Source organism: Mycobacterium sp. (assembly GCF_035603715.1).
GTDB lineage: Bacteria > Actinomycetota > Actinomycetes > Mycobacteriales > Mycobacteriaceae > Mycobacterium.
Genome location: NZ_DATNJW010000387.1, coordinates 1 through 20,239 on the forward strand (window position 1 = coordinate 1; position 20,239 = coordinate 20,239).

The 20,239-nt window shown below is 66.9% G+C and carries 18 protein-coding genes; 14 read left to right on the forward strand and 4 right to left on the reverse strand.

Going from position 1 to position 20,239, the window contains the following annotated elements; genetic code table 11:
* The 3 genes from tatC to VN856_RS16030 all read left to right on the forward strand — a co-directional run.
* On the forward strand, positions 1–538 hold a 538-nt coding region (gene tatC / locus VN856_RS16020; protein WP_325690713.1), incomplete at its 5' end, for a twin-arginine translocase subunit TatC.
* Positions 522–3,305, forward strand: coding sequence for an RNA helicase (locus VN856_RS16025; RefSeq protein ID WP_325690715.1), 2,784 nt, complete (start codon positions 522–524; stop codon positions 3,303–3,305). The genes tatC and VN856_RS16025, both read left to right, overlap by 17 nt.
* 74 nt (positions 3,306–3,379) lie before the next feature.
* Positions 3,380–4,168, forward strand: a complete 789-nt coding sequence (locus VN856_RS16030) for a DUF4333 domain-containing protein (RefSeq protein ID WP_325690717.1) — start codon at positions 3,380–3,382, stop codon at positions 4,166–4,168.
* A 7-nt stretch (positions 4,169–4,175) separates the two neighbouring features.
* Here the strand turns inward: VN856_RS16030 and VN856_RS16035 are convergent, their stop codons facing one another.
* On the reverse strand, positions 4,176–5,129 hold the full coding sequence (locus VN856_RS16035) for a 5'-3' exonuclease (protein WP_325690719.1): 954 nt from the start codon (positions 5,127–5,129) through the stop codon (positions 4,176–4,178).
* Between the two features lie 39 nt (positions 5,130–5,168).
* Between VN856_RS16035 and VN856_RS16040 the strand changes: the two genes are divergently transcribed.
* Together VN856_RS16040 and VN856_RS16045 are read left to right on the forward strand one after the other, a co-directional pair.
* A complete protein-coding gene (locus VN856_RS16040) occupies positions 5,169–6,293 on the forward strand; it encodes a Xaa-Pro peptidase family protein (protein WP_325690721.1) in 1,125 nt (374 codons plus the stop codon).
* Between the two features lie 49 nt (positions 6,294–6,342).
* Positions 6,343–7,008, forward strand: a complete 666-nt coding sequence (locus VN856_RS16045) for a GNAT family N-acetyltransferase (protein ID WP_325690723.1) — start codon at positions 6,343–6,345, stop codon at positions 7,006–7,008.
* A 4-nt stretch (positions 7,009–7,012) separates the two neighbouring features.
* Here VN856_RS16045 and VN856_RS16050 read toward each other — a convergent pair whose 3' ends face one another.
* A complete protein-coding gene (locus VN856_RS16050) occupies positions 7,013–7,426 on the reverse strand; it encodes a F420-dependent biliverdin reductase (RefSeq protein WP_325690725.1) in 414 nt (137 codons plus the stop codon).
* Between the two features lie 35 nt (positions 7,427–7,461).
* Here VN856_RS16050 and VN856_RS16055 point away from each other — a divergent pair, with 35 nt between their 5' ends.
* From VN856_RS16055 to VN856_RS16070, 3 genes are all read left to right on the forward strand, one after another.
* On the forward strand, positions 7,462–8,211 hold the full coding sequence (locus tag VN856_RS16055) for an SDR family NAD(P)-dependent oxidoreductase (RefSeq protein ID WP_325690727.1): 750 nt from the start codon (positions 7,462–7,464) through the stop codon (positions 8,209–8,211).
* A 47-nt stretch (positions 8,212–8,258) separates the two neighbouring features.
* Positions 8,259–11,417, forward strand: coding sequence for an adenylate/guanylate cyclase domain-containing protein (locus VN856_RS16060; RefSeq protein WP_325690729.1), 3,159 nt, complete (start codon positions 8,259–8,261; stop codon positions 11,415–11,417).
* 996 nt (positions 11,418–12,413) lie between these two features.
* Positions 12,414–12,794 carry a PPOX class F420-dependent oxidoreductase gene (locus tag VN856_RS16070; RefSeq protein WP_325690731.1) on the forward strand — a complete coding sequence of 127 codons (381 nt, stop codon included), beginning with the start codon at positions 12,414–12,416 and terminating at the stop codon, positions 12,792–12,794.
* Position 12,795: 1 nt separating this feature from the next.
* On the opposite strand, the gene VN856_RS16075 is transcribed toward VN856_RS16070, so the two are convergent.
* On the reverse strand, positions 12,796–13,491 hold the full coding sequence (locus VN856_RS16075; RefSeq protein ID WP_325690733.1) for a dienelactone hydrolase family protein: 696 nt from the start codon (positions 13,489–13,491) through the stop codon (positions 12,796–12,798).
* Positions 13,492–13,557: 66 nt separating this feature from the next.
* Here VN856_RS16075 and VN856_RS16080 point away from each other — a divergent pair, with 66 nt between their 5' ends.
* The 4 genes from VN856_RS16080 (at position 13,558) to VN856_RS16095 (ending at position 18,597) form a co-directional block, all read left to right on the forward strand.
* On the forward strand, positions 13,558–14,055 hold the full coding sequence (locus tag VN856_RS16080) for an FxsA family protein (protein ID WP_325690735.1): 498 nt from the start codon (positions 13,558–13,560) through the stop codon (positions 14,053–14,055).
* Positions 14,056–14,157: 102 nt separating this feature from the next.
* Complete coding sequence (locus tag VN856_RS16085) at positions 14,158–15,693, forward strand: amidohydrolase (protein ID WP_414686974.1); 1,536 nt, start codon at positions 14,158–14,160, stop codon at positions 15,691–15,693.
* Positions 15,686–17,812: an apolipoprotein N-acyltransferase gene (lnt, locus tag VN856_RS16090; protein WP_414686973.1), complete on the forward strand. Its 2,127-nt coding sequence runs from the start codon at positions 15,686–15,688 to the stop codon at positions 17,810–17,812. The genes VN856_RS16085 and lnt overlap by 8 nt, the downstream gene beginning before the upstream one ends.
* Complete coding sequence (locus tag VN856_RS16095) at positions 17,809–18,597, forward strand: polyprenol monophosphomannose synthase (protein WP_325690739.1); 789 nt, start codon at positions 17,809–17,811, stop codon at positions 18,595–18,597. Before lnt ends, VN856_RS16095 begins: the two co-directional genes overlap by 4 nt.
* Before the next feature lie 20 nt (positions 18,598–18,617).
* On the opposite strand, the gene VN856_RS16100 is transcribed toward VN856_RS16095, so the two are convergent.
* Entirely contained in the window at positions 18,618–18,956 is a 339-nt protein-coding gene (locus VN856_RS16100) for an RNA polymerase-binding protein RbpA (protein ID WP_325690741.1), read from the reverse strand.
* Between the two features lie 153 nt (positions 18,957–19,109).
* Here VN856_RS16100 and VN856_RS16105 point away from each other — a divergent pair, with 153 nt between their 5' ends.
* Positions 19,110–19,448, forward strand: a complete 339-nt coding sequence (locus tag VN856_RS16105) for a hypothetical protein (protein ID WP_325690743.1) — start codon at positions 19,110–19,112, stop codon at positions 19,446–19,448.
* Between the two features lie 237 nt (positions 19,449–19,685).
* A partial coding sequence (locus VN856_RS16110) for a polyketide synthase (RefSeq protein WP_325690745.1) occupies positions 19,686–20,239 on the forward strand: 554 nt, incomplete at its 3' end.

Below are 20,239 nucleotides of genomic sequence, written 5' to 3' on the forward strand. Positions count from 1 at the left end.
GTACAAGAAGGAACGGCGCTTCGCCGTCGCATTCGTCGTGCCGGCCGCGTTGCTGTTCGTCACCGGCGCGGTGCTGGCGTACCTGGTGCTGGCCAAAGCGCTGCACTTTCTGCTGACGGTCGGCAGCGACGTGCAGGTGACCGCGCTGTCCGGCGACCGGTATTTCGGGTTCCTGATCAACCTGCTGCTGGTGTTCGGCGTCAGCTTCGAATTCCCGCTGCTGGTCGTGATGCTCAACTTCGTCGGCGTCCTGACCTACGCGCGACTGCGGTCGTGGCGGCGCGGCCTGATCTTTGCGATGTTTGTGTTCGCCGCTGTTTTCACGCCCGGTTCCGATCCGTTCTCGATGACGGCGCTGGGGCTGGCGCTGACGCTGCTGCTCGAGCTGGCCATCCAGATCGCCCGCGTGCACGACAAACGCAAAGCCAGACGGGAAGCGCTGACCGCCCTCGACGACGACGAAGCCTCGGTCATCGACCCGCCCTCTGCGGTCGGCGCGCCGTCGAGCATCGCCGGACCTCATGACGACATCACCTGACGCGCCCGCCGCGGGGGAATTAGCGCGGTTCACTGCGGAACTGGAGTTTGAGCTCGACGGCTTTCAGCGCCGGGCGTGTGCGGCGCTGGAGAGCGGCCACGGTGTTCTGGTGTGCGCACCGACCGGCGCCGGCAAGACCGTCGTCGGCGAATTCGCGGTGCACTTGGCGCTGGCGTCGGGCGGGAAATGTTTCTACACCACGCCGTTGAAGGCGCTGAGCAACCAGAAACACAACGATTTCGTAGCGCGTTACGGCAAGGATCAGATCGGTCTGCTCACCGGCGACATGTCAGTCAATGCTGACGCCCCGGTCGTGGTGATGACCACCGAGGTGCTGCGCAACATGCTGTACGCGGATTCGCCTGCGCTGCGTGGACTTTCGTATGTGGTAATGGACGAGGTGCATTTCCTGGCCGACCGGATGCGCGGTGCGGTGTGGGAGGAAGTCATCCTGCATCTGCCCGACGACGTGCGCTTGGTCAGCCTGTCGGCGACGGTGAGTAACGCCGAAGAATTCGGCGGCTGGATCCAGACCGTCCGCGGCGATACCTCGGTGGTGGTCGACGACCACCGGCCCGTTCCGCTGTGGCAGCACATGCTGGTCGGAAAGCGACTTTTCGATCTGTTCGATTACGCCGCGCACGAGCCGGGGGAGCGGCAACAGTCGATCGTCGACCCGAACCTGTTGCGCCACATCGCCCATCGCCGTGAGGCCGATCGGCTGACGGACTGGCATGCCCCGCGACGCCAAGGCGGTCGGGGAGGATCGGGACGCCCGGGCCGGTCGGGTTTCTACCGGCCGCCGCCGCGGCCTGAGGTGATCCGCATGCTGGATGCCGACGGCCTGCTGCCGGCGATCACCTTCGTGTTCTCCCGGGTCGGCTGCGACGCCGCGGTGGGCCAGTGCCTGCGCTCGTCACTGCGGCTGACCACCGAAGAGGACCGGGCCAAGATCGCCGAGGTGATCGACCACCGCTGCGGCGACCTCGACGACGCCGACCTCGATGTGCTCGGTTACTACGAGTGGCGCGAGGCGCTGCTGCGCGGCATCGCCGCCCACCACGCCGGGTTGCTGCCGGTGTTCCGGCACACCGTCGAGGAGTTGTTCACTGCCGGGCTGATCCGGGCCGTGTTCGCCACCGAGACACTGGCACTCGGCATCAACATGCCCGCCCGCACCGTGGTGCTCGAACGATTGGTGAAGTTCAACGGTGAGCAACATCTCCCGCTGACACCCGGGGAGTACACCCAGCTCACCGGGCGGGCCGGTCGGCGCGGCATCGACGTCGAGGGCCACGCCGTGGTGCTGTGGAATCCCGGCGAAGACACCAGCGAACCGGCCGAGGTCGCCGGCCTGGCCTCCACCCGCACCTTCCCGCTGCGCAGCTCGTTCGCCCCGTCGTACAACATGACGATCAACCTGGTGAACCGCGTGGGCCCAGAGCAGGCCCATCGACTGCTGGAGCAGTCGTTCGCGCAATACCAGGCCGACCGCTCGGTGGTGAGCCTGGTTCGCGGGGTGGAACGCGGCCAGCAGATGCTCGACGAGGCCGCCGCCGAGCTCGGTGGACACGATGCTCCGGTTCTCGAATATGCCCGGTTGCGCGAGCAGATCAGTCAGCAGGAGCGTGCTCAGGCCCGCGCGTCGCGTCTGCAACGTCGCCAGGCGGTCAACGACGCGCTGGCCGGGCTGCGGCGCGGCGACATCATCACGATCACCCACGGCCGACGCGGCGGACTTGCCGTCGTGTTGGAGGCGGCCCGCGACAGCACCGACCCGCGACCGTTGGTGTTGACCGAAAACCGTTGGGCCGGAAGGATTTCCTCATCGGACTATTCCGGCGAGTCGGCGCCGGTCGGGTCGATGACATTGCCCAAACGGGTCGAACACCGGCAACCCCGGGTCCGTCGCGACTTGGCGTCGGCGCTGCGTTCGGCGGCCGCCGGTTTGTCGACCACCGGCGAGCGTCGAGGCAAGCGCACCGAGAGCCGCGATGCCGACCCCGAGCTCGCGGCGCTACGGGAAAAGATGCGTCGTCACCCAGTGCACCGCGAAGCTGACCGGGAAACCCGGGTCCGGGTCGCCGAGCGCTACCTGCGGATGGAACGCGAGAACGCCGCGCTGCAGAAGAAGGTCGCCGCCGCCGCCACCTCGCTGGCCCGCACCTTCGACCGGATCGTGGGACTGCTCACCGAGCGCGGCTTCATCGAGCCCACCGACGGCGTTCCCACGGTGACCGACGACGGCCGGCTGCTGGCCCGGATCTACAGCGAGAGCGATCTTCTGGTCGCCGAATGTCTGCGCAGTGATGCATGGACGGGACTCAAGGATGCGGAGTTGGCTGCCGTGCTTTCGGCGGTGCTCTACGAAACGCGCGGCGGGGACGGCCCCGGGGCGCCGCGCAACGAGCAGGTGCCGACGGCGCAGTTACGGCAAGCGCTGACTCGCACGCGGCGGCTGTCCGCGGACCTGCGCGCCGACGAGCATCGCCATCGCATCACGCTGAGCCGCGAGCCCGACGACGGGTTCGTCGCCGCTATCTACCGCTGGGCCAGCAGTGGCGACCTCGTCACCGCGCTGGCGGCCTCCGATAACGAGGGCAACGGCTCGCCCCTGTCGCCGGGGGATTTCGTGCGCTGGTGCCGGCAGGTGCTTGACCTGCTGGACCAGGTCCGCAATGCCGCGCCGCAGCCGGAGCTGCGGGTCACCGCGAAACGCGCGATCGATGCGATTCGGCGCGGCGTCGTAGCAGTTGACGCCGGGTAGGCTGTGCCGAAGCTACGGTTGCACACGACGACCGGCGCGAGTACTGCACGCAGCACTGAGAGGACTGACACACGATGAGCGGACCGCAGGGACCCGACCCGACGCAGCCGTGGCAGCCGACGCAGGGGGAAGGTCAGCAAGCCGGCGAGGACCACACCCAGCACGCGTCACCGTGGCAGCAGTCCTCCGGCGACCAGGGCTGGCAGGCGGCCGGTGGAGAGCACCAGACCTGGCAGGCGCCCGCGTACACGCCCACTGAATACGGGCAGTACCAGCAGCCGCCCACGTCGTACTACCCACCTTCGCAGTCCTATCCGCAGGGCTACCCGCAGCAGGACCAGTACGGCGGCCAGACCGCGGCTTACCCGCAGCAGCCGGGTCAATACGGCCAGCCCCAGCCGGGCCAGTACGGTCAGCCTGCTCAATACGGTCAGCCGGGTCAGTACGGGCAACCCGGCCAGTACCCCCAACCGGGCCAGTACGGCCAGTACCCGGGTGCCTACGGCCAGCCGCCGGCCGGGCCGAAGCGCTCGAAGACGATGGTCGGCTCGGTGGTCGGTGTGATCGCCGCCGTCGCCGTCGCGGTGATCTTGGTGCTGGGCTTCTGGGCGCCGGGGTTCTTCGTGACCACCAAGCTCGACGTCAGCAAAGCCAATGCCGGCGTGCAACAGATCCTGAGCGACAGCACCAACGGCTACGGCGCGAAGAACGTGAAAGACGTCAAGTGCAACAACGGTCAGAACCCCACCGTCAAAAAGGGCGCCAGCTTCGACTGCGACGTCAGCATCGACGGCACCAAGCGTTCGGTGACGGCGACCTTCCAGGACAACAAGGGCACCTACGAGGTGGGCCGGCCCAAGTAACGCCGTCTCACGGCAGCGCGTCGAGCGCCTTCTGCAGCCGCCCGATCGATGACCCGACGCCCAGTTGGGTCGCGAGTTCGGCGACCCGCGCCGGGTCGGCCGCCACCAGCGGCAAGCCGTCGGTGACCGTCGAGAACACGACCGGCGCATCGGTGGCCACCCGCACGACCGGTCCGGCGACGTCGATGTAGTCGGTGGCCGCCCGCAGCTTGGCCCGAACGCCTTTGGCCAGTGACGATTTGGGGTCGTCGACGGCGGCCAGGATTGCTGCCAGTGAGCCGTGCTGCGCCAACAGGGTGGCCGCGGTCTTCTCGCCGACACCGGGTACGCCCGGCAACCCGTCGGACGGGTCGCCGCGCAGCAGCGCCAGCTCGGCGTAGCCTTCGCCGGCCCGATCGGCCGGCACGCCGTAGCGCTCGGCGACCTCGTCGGGCCCCATCAGGGTCGCGTTGGTCAGGCCGCGCCCAAGGTAGAGCACCCGTATCTCGACGGGCTCGTCGCGGACCACCTGCAGCAAGTCGCGGTCGCCGCTGACGACGACGACCGGGTCGCGGCGCTCCTGGGCGGCTAGTGTGCCGATCACGTCGTCGGCCTCGAACCCCTCGGCGCCGCCGGTACAGATGCCGAACGCGTCGAGGAGCTCGGCGATCATCTCGACCTGCGGCGACAAATCGTCGGGAACCTCCTCGACATCGGTCTGCCCGGCGGGGTTCTCCTCTTCGACCCGATGGGCCTTGTACGACGGGATGCGATCGACCCGGAATTGCGGACGCCAGTCCAGGTCCAGACAGACCACCAACCGGCCGGGCTGGTGTCGGGTGATCACCGTGGCCACCGAGTCCACGAAGCCGCGGACCGCGTTGACCGGCCGGCCGTCGGGCGACGTGATCGAGGCGGGGACGCCGAAGAAGGATCGAAACCACATGCTGGCGCCGTCGAGCAGCAGCAGCGGGGCGGACATGCCCGTCATCCTGCCAGCCGCACAGTTAGCCTGACTGTCATGGGTTCTGACCGCTTCGACGCAGAGGTTTATCGCCGCCGGGTGGCGGCAGCGACCGCCGCCACCGCTACGGCGGGTCTGGCCGGTCTGGTGATCACCCCGGGTTACGACCTGCGGTATCTGATCGGCTCGCGCGCGCAGACTTTCGAGCGCCTCACCGCGCTGGTGCTACCGGTCTCCGGTGACCCGGCCATCGTGGTGCCACGGCTGGAGTTGGCGTCGCTGAAGCAGTCCGCGGTGACCGATCTCGGCCTGCTAGTGCGGGATTGGGTCGACGGCGACGACCCCTACCAGCTGGTCGGCACCGCGCTGGGTGGCGCTCCGGCGGCCACCGCGGTCACCGATTCGATGCCCGCGCTGCACCTGTTGCCGCTGGCCGACGTCCTTGGCGTGCTGCCGGTGTTGGCCACCGATGTGTTGCGGGAACTGCGGATGGTCAAGGACGCTGCCGAGGTCGACGCGCTGCGCAAGGCGGGCGCGGCGATCGACCGGGTGCATGCCCGGGTGCCGGAATTCCTGGTGCCCGGCCGGACCGAGGCCGACGTGGCCGCTGATATCGCCGAAGCGATTGTCGCCGAGGGGCATTCAGAGGTCGCGTTCGTCATCGTCGGCTCCGGTCCGCATGGCGCGGACCCGCACCACGAATACTCGGATCGCGAAATTCGGGCCGGCGACATCGTCGTCGTCGATATCGGCGGCGCCTACGAGCCCGGCTACAACTCCGACTCGACCCGCACCTACAGCATCGGTGAGCCCAGTCCTGAAGTTGCACAACAGTATTCAGTGCTGCAGCAAGCGCAACGCGCGGCGGTCGAGGCTGTGCGCCCCGGCGTGACCGCCGAGCAGATCGATGCCGCCGCCCGCGACGTGCTGGCCGAAGCCGGGCTCGCCGATTACTTCGTGCACCGCACCGGCCATGGCATCGGACTGTCGGTGCACGAGGAGCCCTACATCGTCGCCGGTAACGATCTGCCGCTGCGGGCGGGCATGGCGTTCTCCGTGGAACCGGGGATCTACTTCCCGGGTCAGTGGGGCGCCCGAATCGAGGACATCGTGGTGGTGGCCGAGGACGGCCCCCAGCCGGTCAACCACCGTCCGCACGAACTCATCGTGGTGCCCGTTTAGGTCTCGTCAAGGCGGGCGCTGAACCCTGCCGGAGTATTAGGCTCGTGCGATGACCGATCACGACCGCGCCGCTGCCCGCCGAGAGATCACCAATGCGCTGATGAACGCGCTGGAACGCCGTCATGAAGTGCTCGACCTGATCGTCAAGGCCGACGATCGGCCGTCGGCGGTCGACGGCATCGTCGATCTGCTGGACACCTCGCGGTTGGGAGCCGAAGCGGTGATCGGCATGTCGTTCGATCAGCTGACCAAAGATTCGCGCAAAAAGATCGTCGCCGAGCTCGAGGATCTGAACAACATCTTGAGCTTCACCTTCAAAGACCGGCCGGCCAGCGCGGGTGAAACCTTGGCGCTTCGCGCGTTTTCCGGCAGCTCCGATCGCGATATCTTCGCCGCCCGCACCGACGAGGTCGGCGCCAAGGGTGACGGCTCCGGCGCCCCGGCCGGTGGCCTGGACGACGAAATCCGTTCGGCGCAGGATCGATTCGACGCCGAAGAGGCCGCTTGGTTCGTCGCGGTCGATGGTGACGAGAAGGTCGGCATGGTGTTCGGCGAGCTCGAGGGGCACGAAGTGCACGTCCGCATCTGGATTCACCCGGACTACCGGCATCGGGGCTACGGCACGGCAGCGCTGGCCAAATCCCGACCGGAGATGGCGGCGTATTTCCCGGCGGTGCCGTTGGTGATTCGCGCGCCCGGCGCGACGCTGGTCTAGCGGGTTAGTCGGCTTTGCGGGCCAACAGGTCCGAGGACCCCAGGACCCGCTCGACATGCACCTCGATGACAACCCGTCGTGGGTTCTCTCGCGGCGTGCGGTAACGCTGGGCGTAGCGCAGCTCCGCGTCACGCACCGCGTCGGACTCACTGTTGACGCTGGCCTGACCTTCCAGTGATAACCAGCGGGCGCCGTCGACCTGACTGAGCACGGCGACCCCACCGCGCTCGGCGTTGACCGCCTTTTGCGAGCCACCGGTCGTGATTACCCGGGCGATGTGGGTCTTGGGGTCGAAGGTAAAGCCCACCGCCACCACATGGGGCGAATTGTCGGTGCGCAGCGTGGTCAGCATCGCGAGATGGCGCTCGGTCAGAAACGCCAGCGCGTCGTTGGTCAGCCGGGCCGTGGAGTTCGCCATTACCGCTCACGCTAGCGCAGGTGATAATCGCAGCCGTGGATGACACGGGCGCGCATACGGTGCTGATTCTCGGCGGCCGCAGCGAAATCGGCGCCGAACTCGCGGTACGACTCGCTCCCGGTGCGTCCGTCGTGCTGGCGGCGCGCAACGCCGACCGGCTCGGCGAACAGACCGCGGCGATACTCGCCGCCGGTGCTGCGGCGGTGTCCACCCGCGAATTCGACGCTGACGACGTCGAATCGCACGGCCGCTTGGTGGCGTCGATCATTGCCGAACACGGCCCGATCGACACCGCGGTGCTGGCCTTCGGAATCCTCGGCGACCAGGGCCGCGCCGAGGTCGACGCCGCGCACGCGGTGGCCGTCGTGCACACCGACTACGTCGCGCAGGTCAGCCTGCTCACTCATCTGGCCGCCGCGATGCGGCAGGCGGACCGGGGAACGTTGGTGGTGTTCTCCTCGATCGCCGGTGCGCGCGTGCGCCGGGCCAATTATGTGTATGGCTCGGCGAAAGCGGGCCTGGACGGGTTTGCCAGCGGGCTGGCGGACGCGCTGCACGGCACCGGCGTGCGGCTGCTGATCGTGCGGCCCGGTTTCGTCATCGGCCGGATGACGGAGGGTATGACACCGGCGCCGCTGTCCAGCACGCCCGCGCAGGTGGGCGCGGCGACCGCGCGTGCGCTGGCCAAGGGCCGCCGGATGGTGTGGATTCCGTGGGCGTTGGGGCCCGCGGCGGCGGTGATGCGGCTACTTCCGCAATTCATCTGGCGCCGGATGCCGCGCTGAATTACGAAGAGCCACTGCGCCCGCGCTGGCGATGCCACGATAGACCCGTGAGCGAGTGCGCAGCGTGCGGCACTGCGATGCGGGTCAACGCCAAGTTCTGCGACGAGTGCGGATCACCACTGGCGGCATCGGCTACGGCCGCAGAATACAAACAGGCAACTGTGCTGTTTGCCGACGTCGTGCATTCGATGGATATCGCCGCCGCGGTCGGTGCGGAGCGGTTGCGGGAGATCATGGCGCAGCTGGTCGATCGCGCGTCGGTTGTGGTCAAGCGTTATGGCGGGACCGTCGATAAGTTCACCGGCGATGGCGTCATGGCGCTGTTTGGCGCACCAGTAGCTCTGGAGGACCATGCTTTCCGCGCATGCCTGGCGGCGCTCGGTATTCAGGAGGAAGCCAAGCGCCTCGCGGTCGAAGTCGACAGTCGGGACGCTGTCAAGCTGCAGCTGCGGATCGGGTTGAACTCGGGCGAAGTGATCGCCGGCGAGATCGGTTCCGGCGCACTCGGCTACACCGCGGTGGGAACTCACGTCGGCATGGCGCAGCGCATGGAGTCGGTGGCGGCGCCGGGCGGTGTGATGCTGAGCGAGTCCACCGCACGGCTTCTCGGGGCCAGGGCAGTACTCGGCGAACCTGAGCTGGTGCAGATCAAGGGTGCCGCCAACCCGGTGCCGGCTCGCAGTCTGGTGGCGTTGGCCTCAGTACCGGAGCGGATCGGTCCGCATGCGTTGACTTTGGTCGGCCGCGGTTGGGAACTGGAAGCGCTGAAGGCGATGCTGGATCGGTCGATCGGTGGACATGGCTGCGTGGCAGGTGTCGTCGGCCCGCCGGGTATTGGCAAGAGCCGCATCGTGGCCGAAACGGTCTCTATTGCGGACAGTGTTGGCGTAGAAGTCTTTTCGACTTATTGCGAGTCGCATACCAGCGAAATCGCCTTCCACGCCGTGACGAGGCTCTTGCGGGCGATCCTGGGAATAGTCGATGTCGACGATGAGGACGCGCGGACGCGGGTGCGGATCCAATTGCCGAATGCGGATGCTGCGGATCTTGTGCTTCTCGACGACTTGCTCGGCATCCACGATCCCGCGGCAGACGTGCCGAATATCGCGCCTGATGCTCGGCGGCGACGGTTGACCGCGCTGATGAACACGGCCGCGCTGGCCCGGTCGACGCCGCGGGTGTATGTCATCGAGGATGCGCACTGGATCGACCCGGCCAGCGAGTCGATGCTGGCTGATTTCCTAGTGGTGGTGCCCCAGACGCGCTCACTGGTGCTGGCCACCTACCGCCCCGAATACCGCGGTGCGCTCAGCCAAGCGCCGGGCGCACAGACGATCGCGCTTGCACCGCTGGATCATTCACAGGCCGCTACGTTGATCGGCGAATTGCTCGGATCGCACCCTTCGGTTGCCGGACTCGCTGACCAAATCAGCGAAAGAGCTTCCGGCAACCCGTTTTTCGCGGAGCAGATCGTCCATGATCTCGCCGACCGTGGCGTGCTCTCCGGCGACCGGGGCGCATACGTGTGCCCGAACGAGGTCGCCGAACTGCAGGTGCCGGCGAGCGTGCAGGCAGCGATCGCTGCGCGTATCGACCGGCTCGACCCCTTCGCCAAACGCATGGTGAACGCGGCCTCGGTGATCGGGCTGAGATTCGAAGACGAACTGCTCGGCCGCCTCGTCGACAACACGGACATGACGACCCTCATCGAGGCCGAACTCATCGATCAGGTGACGTTCACGCCGCGCGCCGGATATGCCTTCCGGCATCCGCTGATTCGCACGGTGGCATACGAATCACAGCTCAGATCGGACCGCGCCGACCTGCACCGGCGGCTGGCGGCGATCATTGAGCAGAATGACGAAAATGGGCCCCTGATCGCCGAGCATCTGGAGTCCGCCGGTGATCTGCATGAAGCGTTCGGATGGCACATGCGTGCGGGCACGTGGTCGCGGGCGTACCGCGATATCGGCTTGGCCTGGATCAGCTGGCAGCGAGCACGACAGATTGCCGACCGGCTGCCCGCAGATGATCCCGACCGCACCGCAATGCGCATCGCGCCACGGACGCGGCTGTGTGCAACGGCCTGGCGCGCCGGGGGCAACGTCGCCGACACCGGGTTCGACGAGCTCCGCCAGATGGCGACCGCGGCCGGTGACAAAGTGTCACTCGCCACCGGGATGGCCGGACAAATCAACGCTCTTGCTGACAACGAGCGCTATCGCGAGGCGTCCCAATTGGCTGTCGAACTGGAACCGTTGTTGGAGTCAATCGGTGACCCAACATTGACCGTCGGGCTGCTGTGGACGGTTTTAAGTGCAAAATTCAGCCTAGGAGAGATCAACGAGGGCCTGCGGCTGGCACAGCGCCTGGTTGATCTGGCCGGTGATGACCCCCATATGGGCGACCTCATCATCGAAACGCCGCTGGTATTGACGCTGATGGCCCGGGCCGCCGGGCACGCGACTTTGGGTCAGGCTGGCTGGAAGCGCGAGATCGAGCGGTCGGCGGCGATGTGCCGCGAGATCAACCCCGGCGGGCGTGCCGTCATCGAGTTCCTCTACATGTACATGTTGGGGATACTGAATGGGCTGCTGCGATTCGACAACTCGATGCTAGAGGCAACCGCAGAAACGCTGAGACAAGCCGAACAGCGCGGCGACGATTACGCGCTGACGGCTGCTCGACTGCTACACGGCCTCGTCTTGGCTCAATCTGAGGGTCCGCAGCGCAGCGATGGGTTCCGGCAGCTCGCTGTGGCCCGTGATGCGTTGTTGGAGAAGCGGTTCCTACTGTGCCGGTTGCCGCTGATCGATTTGGAAATGGCAAAGGAAAAAGCACGCAGTGGCGATCCCGATAGCGGTATCGAGATCCTTCGGATCGTCGTAGACCACGAATTCGCAATCGGCGACATCATTCATCTCGGAGGCGTCGTCACGGCCCTGGTCGAAACCCTGCTGGAGCGTGGCACCAACGCCGACAAGGCCGAAGCGCAAGCCGCTATCGAACAGCTCGCAGCCGTGCCCGTCGAGACCGGATTCGTGCTGTACGACGTAGCGTTGCTGCGGCTGCGGGCGCTGCTGGCGCGGGCCCGAGGAGACGACGCGGCCTACCGCGATTTCGCCGATCGCTACAGCGCCATGGCCACATCGCTGGACTTCGAGGGGCACGTGGCGATGGCGTCGACGATGAAAGAGGCTTTCTAAGGTTTTCAGTCAGCGCTCAAAAGGGTGGTGGTGCGTAGTCGCCGGGCGGTTCGCGGCCGGCTATGGCCGCTCGCCGCGCTTGGCGCAGTAATCGGTTTTGTCGACGTTCGTCGGTGACGTAACGGGCGTGGTTCTGGGCGCGCGTGGGGCGCCGTTTAGGCATCATCGCGGTGTGGTCGCTGTGGTGCGCTGGTGCGGTATGGGGTCGAGTGTCCCAGTGGGCGTGCCAAATTGGGGGAACAGCAAGGCGCTGCCCTGGGTAGTGACGTCAGGTATGGCCGGATGGCGCAGTCCGGATCAGCGTGCCGTCGGGGAGCTGCTGATCGCGCCAGCCCCAAAACGTCTTGATCAGATGATGGTTGCGACTGGCCGAAGTACGCTTTAAAAGGCATGTTGTCGAGAATCTGACCAGGCCGCGTGCCAACTACGACTCAAGTTTTTTTAAGTGAATCCCCCTCTTGCCCAATGGGTTTGGCAAATTATCCATAATGAATAATTTGCACGGGCAGTTGCTTGGTGCCCTCACAAGGTGTTAGAAGGATCCGTCGTCCTCCCATCCCGGCCCGCCGTGGTCCGCTGAGCGGACCGCATTGTTGCGAGGCGAAATCCCAAAAAGATGTAATCGGCAGCCGGGAGCCAATTAAGGGAGGTCAAGATGGCAGTTGAGCTGCAAGATGAGTGGCGGTACTGCAATAAGTGTTGCGGTCTTTGGTACGCCGGGAATGCAGTACGAGGCAGATTTGGGGTGTGCCCCGCTGGCGGTGGGCACTCAGGGGAAGGTCTAAGCGGAAACTACTCCCTTCAGGGCGATTCGTCTGATATGGCCTGAGCCTCATCGTGTTATCCGATTCGGGCAGTCGCCCACCACCCAACTACGTGCCAGTAGCGCGGTCGGCGTCCAACCGGGCGACCGATCCGGGCGACGGCACAAGTCTATCGAATATACGTTCGGTGGACTTGGGGCCTCCGACAAGAAGCCCTGGTTAGACTGGCCCGGTGGCCCCGACCTTTGCAGACGTCGCCAAAGCGCAGTACGTCCTACTCACCACCTTCACCAAAGACGGGCGGCCCAAGCCCACCCCAATCTGGGCGGCCAACGACGGTGATCGCCTGCTGATGATCACCCAGGGAAAGTCGTGGAAGGTCAAGCGGATTCGCAATACGCCGCGCGTCACGCTGGCGATATGCGACATGCAGGGACACCCGAAAAGCGCGGCCATCGACGCGACCGCGGCCATCCTGGACGCGTCGCAGACCGGTCTCGTCTACGACGCGATCGGGCGCGAGTACGGCATCGTGGGCAAGGTGTTCAACCTGTTCAGCAAGCTGCGTGGCGGGATGAAGAACAACGTCGGCCTTGAGGTACGCCCAGCCTGAATCAGCTGTGCAGGTGTTCGCCGAAGAACGCGAAGACGCGCGTCCACGCATCCTCGGTGGCTTCCTGGTTGTAGCCGAATCCGGCGATGCGCAGCAGCGGTTGGGCGGGAAGTTTGTTGGCGAAGCTGTGCCCGACGTTCGGATAGGACTTGATGTCGTTGGTAATGCCTTTGTCGTCGAGGACCCGCTGAAGCTTCTCCGGCGCCCCTCTGCCGGTCAGGTCCCGGCCGCCGAAGCTGGCGACGATCGGGCATGCCCCGTCCAGCGTTTCGCTGAGCTCGCGGGGGAGCGGCACGCCGTAAAACGGCGCAGAAGCATCAAAACCCTTGGGCGACATGACAAGTGCGAACTGTCCGCCCATGCAGAACCCGGCGATGCCGATCCGCCCGGTGCAGTCCGGCAGTGCTTTGAGGTGATCGCGGGCGGCCAGCAAGTCGTCGAGCGCCTGCCCCTGCTTGGTGAGGAGCTGGCGCATCACCTTGGTGACACACCGCGCGAAGCCGCCTCGGGCGTACAGGTTAGGGGTCAGCGCGACATATCCCCCCGCTGCGACCTGGCGGTTGATCGATTCTTTGTCCGGCCCGTAGCCGATCGCGTCATGAATGATCACCACGCCGGGCCACGGACCTTGGCCTTGGGGTAGGTCGAGAAGCGCGTCGATTTGGCCGGTCGGGGTGTCGATCTCGATTGTCGTCACGAGGCCATCTAACCGTGCGACGACGGTCCGCGGAACTCAGGTGACCGTCCGCGACGTTGCCATCTCATGGTGTCGAGACTGTTTCTGGTCTACGTGATCGCCGAGCTCGCCGTGGTGGTGGCGCTGGCGTCGACGATCGGGCTCGGGTGGACTCTGTTGCTGCTGTTGGCCGCGTTCGCTGCGGGGCTGGCGCTGGCCGGTTCGCAACTCAAAGTCCAGCTCGCGCGGCTGCGCTCCGGGTTGAGCGCCGACCAGCCGCGACTGGCCGCCGACACCACGGCGGTCGCAGTGGGAACGCTCCTGATGGTGGTGCCGGGTCTGGTGACCAGCGCCGCGGGCCTGCTGCTGTTGTTGCCGCCGACTCGCGCTGTGGCACGCCCCGCGCTGACGGCGATGGCCGTCCGCGGCATGGGTCGGCGGTTCCCGCTGATCACTGTCGCGACCGTCGGGGCCGACCGATTCGACCGCCGACCGCGGCCCGACTACATCGACGGCGAGGTCTTAGATGTCGAAGACGTCACCGAGTTTGTAAACCCGCCGGCTCTGCCGCCGCGGCCTGAGTAATCCCTCCACCGACCCCGTAGGTTTTGCGGCGTGACTAAGGTCTCGACCACTCTGCTGGTCAACGGCCGGGTGCACAGCCCGACCCATCCCGACGCCTCCGCGATGGCGGTGCGCGACGGTGCCGTGGTGTGGCTGGGCAGCGACGACGTTGCTCGACAAGAGTTCGCCGGCGCGGACGTCATCGATCTCGAAGGTGGCTTCGTCGCGCCGGCTTTCGTGGACAGCCACATCCACATCACCGCCACCGGGCTGACGCTCACCGGTCTGGACCTGCGGGCATCGACATCGCGATCGCACTGCCTGCAACTGATCGCCGACTACGCTGCGGCGCACCCCGGCCAGCCGTTGTGGGGTCACGGATGGGACGAGTCGTCGTGGCCGCAGGCCGCGGCGCCAACCACCGCAGAACTCGATGCGGTGCTCGGCGATCGGCCGGCCTACCTGGCGCGCGTCGACGTCCACTCGGCGCAGGCGTCGAGCGGTCTGCGGCGGCGCGTCGAAGGGCTGGCGTCGGCGTCCGGTTTCGACGAACAGCGACCGCTGGTCGGCGACGCCCACCATGCGGTCCGCTCCGCCGCGCGTGGTCTGCTGACTAGTGGTCAGCGAGCCGACGCGCGGCTGGCCGCGCTGGACGCCCTTGCCGCGCAAGGGATCGTCGCCGCGCACGAATGCGCCGGCCCGCAGATCGGCGGGCTGGAGGACTGGCTCGAACTGCGGGCGCTGCGCGCCCACGGCGTCGAGGTGATCGGTTACTGGGGTGAGGCGGTCACCAGCCCGGCTCAGGCGCGGGCGGTGCTCGACGACACCGGCGCGGCCGGGCTGGCCGGCGATCTGTTCGTGGACGGCGCCCTGGGGTCGCGGACGGCCTGGCTGCATGAGCCATACGACGATGCCGACGGCGAATGTGGCGCCCGCTACGTGGATGCCGAGACCGTCGCCGCGCACTTGCGAGCGTGCACCGAGGCCGGCGTGACGGCCGGATTCCACGTCATCGGCGATGCCGCGGTGTCCGCCGTCGTCGCGGCTCTGGAACAGATCGTCGACGACCTCGGCGTGCCCGCGGTGGCACGCTGTGGCCACCGGTTGGAGCACCTGGAGATGGTGACCGCCGACCAGGCGGCCAAGCTCGGCGCGTGGGGGGTAATGGCCAGCATGCAACCCAATTTCGACGCGCTGTGGGGCGGTCACGCCGGCATGTATGCCCGTCGTCTCGGGATCGATCGAGCGCGGCGTCTGAACCCGTTTGCGCTGCTAGCATCCCAAGGCGTGGCCCTCGCGTTCGGATCCGACGCCCCGGTGACTGGCCTCGACCCTTGGGCGACGGTCCGCGCGGCCGTCAACCACCAGACGCCGGATAGCTCGATCTCCGCACGCGCGGCATTCGCCGCCGCTACCCGCGGTGGCTGGCGAGCCGGCGGTGCCCGTGACGAGCTGATCGGCAGCCTGGTGCCGGGCGCGCCCGCTTCCTACGCCGTGTGGGACGTCGACGCGCTCGACGTAAGTGTGCCGAGTGACGCCGTGCGGCGGTGGTCCACCGATCCGCGGTCGCGGGTGCCGGTGCTGCCGCGGCTCGGCCCGAACGACTCGTTGCCGCGATGTCGGCAGACCGTGCACCGAGGCGCAGTGATTCATGGTTAGAGGTCGCGGCCGGTTCGATCGCCGAGTTCGGCCCGCTGAAGACACCGACGTCTTCCCGGCCGTCAAAGACGACGACTACACCGGTCAAATTCCCGTCCCCGCCGCGGCGGCAGATGCCGAGGTCACCGGGGTGATCCCGGCGATCCGCGACGTCGAGGACGACGGCGATGACGCCGACGTCGCCGATCTCGAGTCGCAGGACGCCGAGCCGTCTGTCGTCGGCAATGACCGGCTTGCGGAGTTGCGTGGTCAGGCTGTCCGTGTCGGCAAGTACGTGTGGCAACGCTTGGTGTACCTGAGCGCAGTTCTGATGGCCTGGCTGGTCCGTGAAACGCGGATTCGAGTGCCACAAGCAGGCAGATGGCTACGGCCGCGGTTGACCCGGCTGGGTGCCGCGATTCTTGCCGGCTTGCTGCTCTGCGCGAGCTATCCGCGGTTCAACTGGTGGTGGGCCGCCGTCATCGCGTTCGCGGTGCTGGCCTGGGTGCTGACCCGCCCGGCCACCACACCGGTCGGCGGGTTCGGTTACGGCTTCCTGTTCGGCTTGGCGTTCTACCTGCCGCTGATCCGGTGGATCAGCATCCTCGTCGGCGCCATGCCGCTGGTGGCGCTGGTGCTGCTGTGCGCGGTGTTCCCGGGGATCTTCGGTCTGGGGGCTGTCGTGGTGCGGCGGCTGCCCGGATGGCCGATCTGGTTCGCGGTGCTGTGGGCGGCGCAGGAGTGGTTGAAGTCGACCATTCCGTTCGGCGGCTTCCCGTGGGGCGTGGTGGCCGCCGGTCAGACGTCCGGCCCGTTCTTGCCGCTGGTCCGGCTGGGCGGTGTGCCGCTGCTCTCGTTGGCAATCGTGCTGACCGGTTGCAGCGCCGCCGCTTTCGCGATGGGGGCGGTGTCGTGGTGGTTGGCATCCCGTCGGCACGCCGGAGCGAACGACGAGGCAGCCGACGCACCGCCCGCGGTCGTGTTGCCGGCGTTCTGCATCTGCCTGGTGTTCTTCGTCGCGGCTGCCGTTTGGCCGCAGGTGCGCCACTCCGGCACCGGATCCGGCAACGAACCCGTCGTGACGGCTGCTGTGGTGCAGGGCAATGTGCCTCGGCTGGGCCTGGAGTTCAACGCTCAGCGTCTTGCGGTGCTGGGCAACGACGTCCGCGAGACGCGCAAGCTGGCCGACGACGTGCGCGCAGGTCGCGCACCGCAACCCGACTTCGTCGTCTGGCCCGAGGACGCGTCGGAGATCGACCCGCTGCTCGATCCGGAAGCAGCGCAGGAGATTTCGGTGGCAGTCGAGGCGATCAAGGCGCCGATCCTGGTCGGCACGGTGCTCGACATCGCCGGCCGGCCCGGTGACGCACCGGCCGAAACCAACACCGTCATCGTGTGGAGCCCCAATGGCGGACCCGGAGAGCGTCACGACAAGCGCATCGTGCAGCCATTCGGCGAATACCTGCCCTGGCGCGGGTTCTTCCGGCATCTGACCAACCTCGCCGACTTGGCCGGCTACATCGTCCCCGGTAAAGGCTCCGGGGTGGTGCACGCCGCCGGGACCCCGATCGGGATTGCGACCTGCTGGGAAGTCATTTTCGATCGAGCCCTGCAGCACTCGGTCCGCAATGGCGCTCAACTGCTCGCGGTGCCCGCCAACAACGCCAACTTCAACCAGACGATGAGCGAGCAGCAGTTGGCGTTTTCCAAGCTGCGTGCGGTGGAGCTGGATCGCTACACCCTGGTGTCCAGCAACGTCGGGATCTCGGCACTGGTCACCCCCGACGGCCGCGAGTTGCAGCGGACACGGTTCTTCACGCCCGGCTACCTGGACAGCCAGGTCCGGCTCAAGACCACGCTGACGCCGGCCGCTCGGTGGGGCCCGATCGTGCAGGGGAGTCTGGTCGTCGCCGCGCTGGCGATTCTGTTTGCTGCGATGCTGCACAATGGATGGTTCGCGGATCTGAACCGGCGCCTGTCAGCGCTGGGGAAGCGCTTCGGCCCCGGGTCGGAGAAATCCGACGACGACCCGCCCGACGACGACGTGGTAGCCGACGGCGACGACGTGTCAGCCGACGCCGAACTCGACGAGGACGGCCGAGATCCAGCCCGGCAAGGGCCAGACAAAGGAGATATATGACCACCGGCGATCCGGTGTCGCGGGTTGCGGGCGATCGTCCCAGCCTGCGCACCCTGGTGATCATCCCCACCTACAACGAGCGGGAGAACCTTCCGCTCATTCTGCAGCGACTGCACATGGCACTGCCCGACGTGCACGTGCTGGTCGTCGACGACAACAGCCCGGACGGCACGGGACAGCTGGCCGAGGAGCACGCGTCGGCGAATCCCGACCGGATCCACGTCATGCACCGCACCGTCAAGGACGGTTTGGGCGCGGCCTACCTGGCCGGATTCGCCTGGGGGCTGAGCCGGCAATACACCACGCTCGTCGAGATGGACGCCGACGGCAGTCACGCGCCCGAGCAGCTGCACTTACTGCTCGAGGCCGTCGACGCCGGCGCCGACCTGGTCATCGGCTCGCGCTACGTCGAGGGCGGCAACGTGCAGAACTGGCCGTGGCGGCGCTGGGCGCTGTCCTGGACGGCCAACACCTACGCGCGGCTGGCCCTGGGCATCGGCATCCACGACATCACCGCCGGTTACCGGGCCTACCGTCGCGATGTTCTGCAGAAAATCGACCTCGACCACGTCGATTCGAAGGGCTACTGCTTCCAGATCGACCTGACCTGGCGCGCCATCACCAACGGGTTCGTCGTCGCAGAGGTCCCGATCACGTTCACCGAGCGTGAGCTCGGCGTATCCAAAATGAGCGGATCCAATATCCGCGAGGCAGTGGTGAAAGTCGCGCAGTGGGGCATCGACGGACGTCTACACCGCAGGCGTCAGGCACCCATCAACCGCTGAACGAGCTCCGGGACCGTGAATCAGTTGCCGCGACGGCGCGTTCTGATCAAGTCGAGACGCTCTTTGAGCAGTTCCTCGAGCTCGTCGACCGAGCGTCGCTCCAGCAGCATGTCCCAGTGGGTGCGGGGCGGCTTCACCTTTTTCGGCTCAGGGAGGTCACCTTCGATCAAGGTGCCTTCCATCCCGTTGCGGCACAACCAGGTGCCCGGGATCTCGGCATCGTCGGCGAACGGAACGTCGAACTCTTCGCCGTTTTCGGTGCGGTAACGCGCAACCTGGCGCGGAGCCAAGTCGTGATTGCGGTCGGTCTCGTAGCTTACGGCTCCAAGGCGACTGCCTCTCAGGACGCGATCAGCCATTGGTCAGCTCTCCTCTTAAAGTCTTCTTAGCACCTAGCGCCCTAAACAACGTCGCAGCGGGCGGCTTGGTTCCCAAGGTCGTCGCCGGTACGCGTGCGACCCAACCGTCCATGATACCGGGATTCGGACGGCACCCCGACTAAAGTCGGCCCCGTGACACGCCGCGTCCGCCCGCAGCCATGCCGTTGGTGTGGCCGCGACGTCGCCGACAGCGGGATGGGGCGTCGCCGCCAGTACTGCAGGCAGTCGTGCCGGCAACGCGCCTACGAGCAGCGAGCCTCCATTAACGGTGTCAAGGGTGCGTCGTTGCCCGCTGATGCGGTGGTGCTGTCTGCGGAGGAGGCCGCTGACCTCTCCGACCGCGTCTACCAGGTGCGATGCGCAGCGGAAGACGTCGCTACCGCACTAGACGAAGGTGCGGGGGCGCCGGAACTGCGGGAGCTGTGCGCGACCCTGATGCGCGCCGCCGAGGCCGCCGACGGATGGCGCTGACCGGGCTTTAGCCTCGGCTGACTGGTGGCGGGTACAGTCTCGCCATGGATCGCTGGGCAACGCCGGAATCAGTTGCGGAGCCAGGCCAGGGATGGGGTGGGCGAGTCGGCGCCCGCCGACGATGTTTGCCGGTCGAAGAGCAGGTTCGACGTCAGCCGCACGGCGAGTGACTCTGCTCCTCATCCAGGGCCGCATTCCGGATTGAGCGACGACCGACGTTAGGCGAGGGGTAACGACATGGCTGACCAACTTCAGCATGCAACCGAGGCGTTGCGGAAAGCTCTGGTCCAGGTCGAGCGCCTGAAGAGCAAGAACCGGGCGCTGCTCGAACGCTCCGGCGAGCCGATCGCGATCGTCGGTATGTCGTGCCGATTCCCGGGCGGGGTCGACTCACCGGACAGTCTGTGGGACATGGTCGCCGACGAGCGCGATGTGATGTCGGAGTTCCCGTCCGACCGCGGCTGGGATCTGGCCGGGCTGTTCGACGACGACCCTGATGCACCGCACAAGTGCTACGCGCGCGCCGGCGGATTCGTCGACGATGTGGCGGGTTTCGATGCGGGATTTTTCGGCGTGGCACCGAGTGAGGCACTGGCCACCGATCCGCAGCATCGCATGTTGCTGGAGCTGTCGTGGGAAGCGCTGGAGCGGGCCGGTATCGACCCGACCACGTTGCGGGGCAGCGCCACCGGAGTGTTCGCCGGAATCATTGCGCAGGGCTACGGCATGCTCGCCGAAGAGATCGAGGGCTACCGGCTGACCGGTATGACGTCCAGCGTCGCGACCGGCCG

Coding starts and splice junctions, on each gene's coding strand:
- VN856_RS16080 (WP_325690735.1), top strand. CDS start 13,558: ATGGTGTCGAGACTGTTTCTGGTCTACGTGATCGCCGAGCTCGCCGTG.
- VN856_RS16035 (WP_325690719.1), bottom strand. CDS start 5,129: ATGTCCGCCCCGCTGCTGCTGCTCGACGGCGCCAGCATGTGGTTTCGA.
- VN856_RS16045 (WP_325690723.1), top strand. CDS start 6,343: ATGACCGATCACGACCGCGCCGCTGCCCGCCGAGAGATCACCAATGCG.
- VN856_RS16085 (WP_414686974.1), top strand. CDS start 14,158: ATGGCGGTGCGCGACGGTGCCGTGGTGTGGCTGGGCAGCGACGACGTT.
- VN856_RS16095 (WP_325690739.1), top strand. CDS start 17,809: ATGACCACCGGCGATCCGGTGTCGCGGGTTGCGGGCGATCGTCCCAGC.
- lnt (WP_414686973.1), top strand. CDS start 15,686: ATGGTTAGAGGTCGCGGCCGGTTCGATCGCCGAGTTCGGCCCGCTGAA.
- VN856_RS16040 (WP_325690721.1), top strand. CDS start 5,169: ATGGGTTCTGACCGCTTCGACGCAGAGGTTTATCGCCGCCGGGTGGCG.
- VN856_RS16100 (WP_325690741.1), bottom strand. CDS start 18,956: ATGGCTGATCGCGTCCTGAGAGGCAGTCGCCTTGGAGCCGTAAGCTAC.
- VN856_RS16030 (WP_325690717.1), top strand. CDS start 3,380: ATGAGCGGACCGCAGGGACCCGACCCGACGCAGCCGTGGCAGCCGACG.
- VN856_RS16050 (WP_325690725.1), bottom strand. CDS start 7,426: ATGGCGAACTCCACGGCCCGGCTGACCAACGACGCGCTGGCGTTTCTG.
- VN856_RS16025 (WP_325690715.1), top strand. CDS start 522: ATGACGACATCACCTGACGCGCCCGCCGCGGGGGAATTAGCGCGGTTC.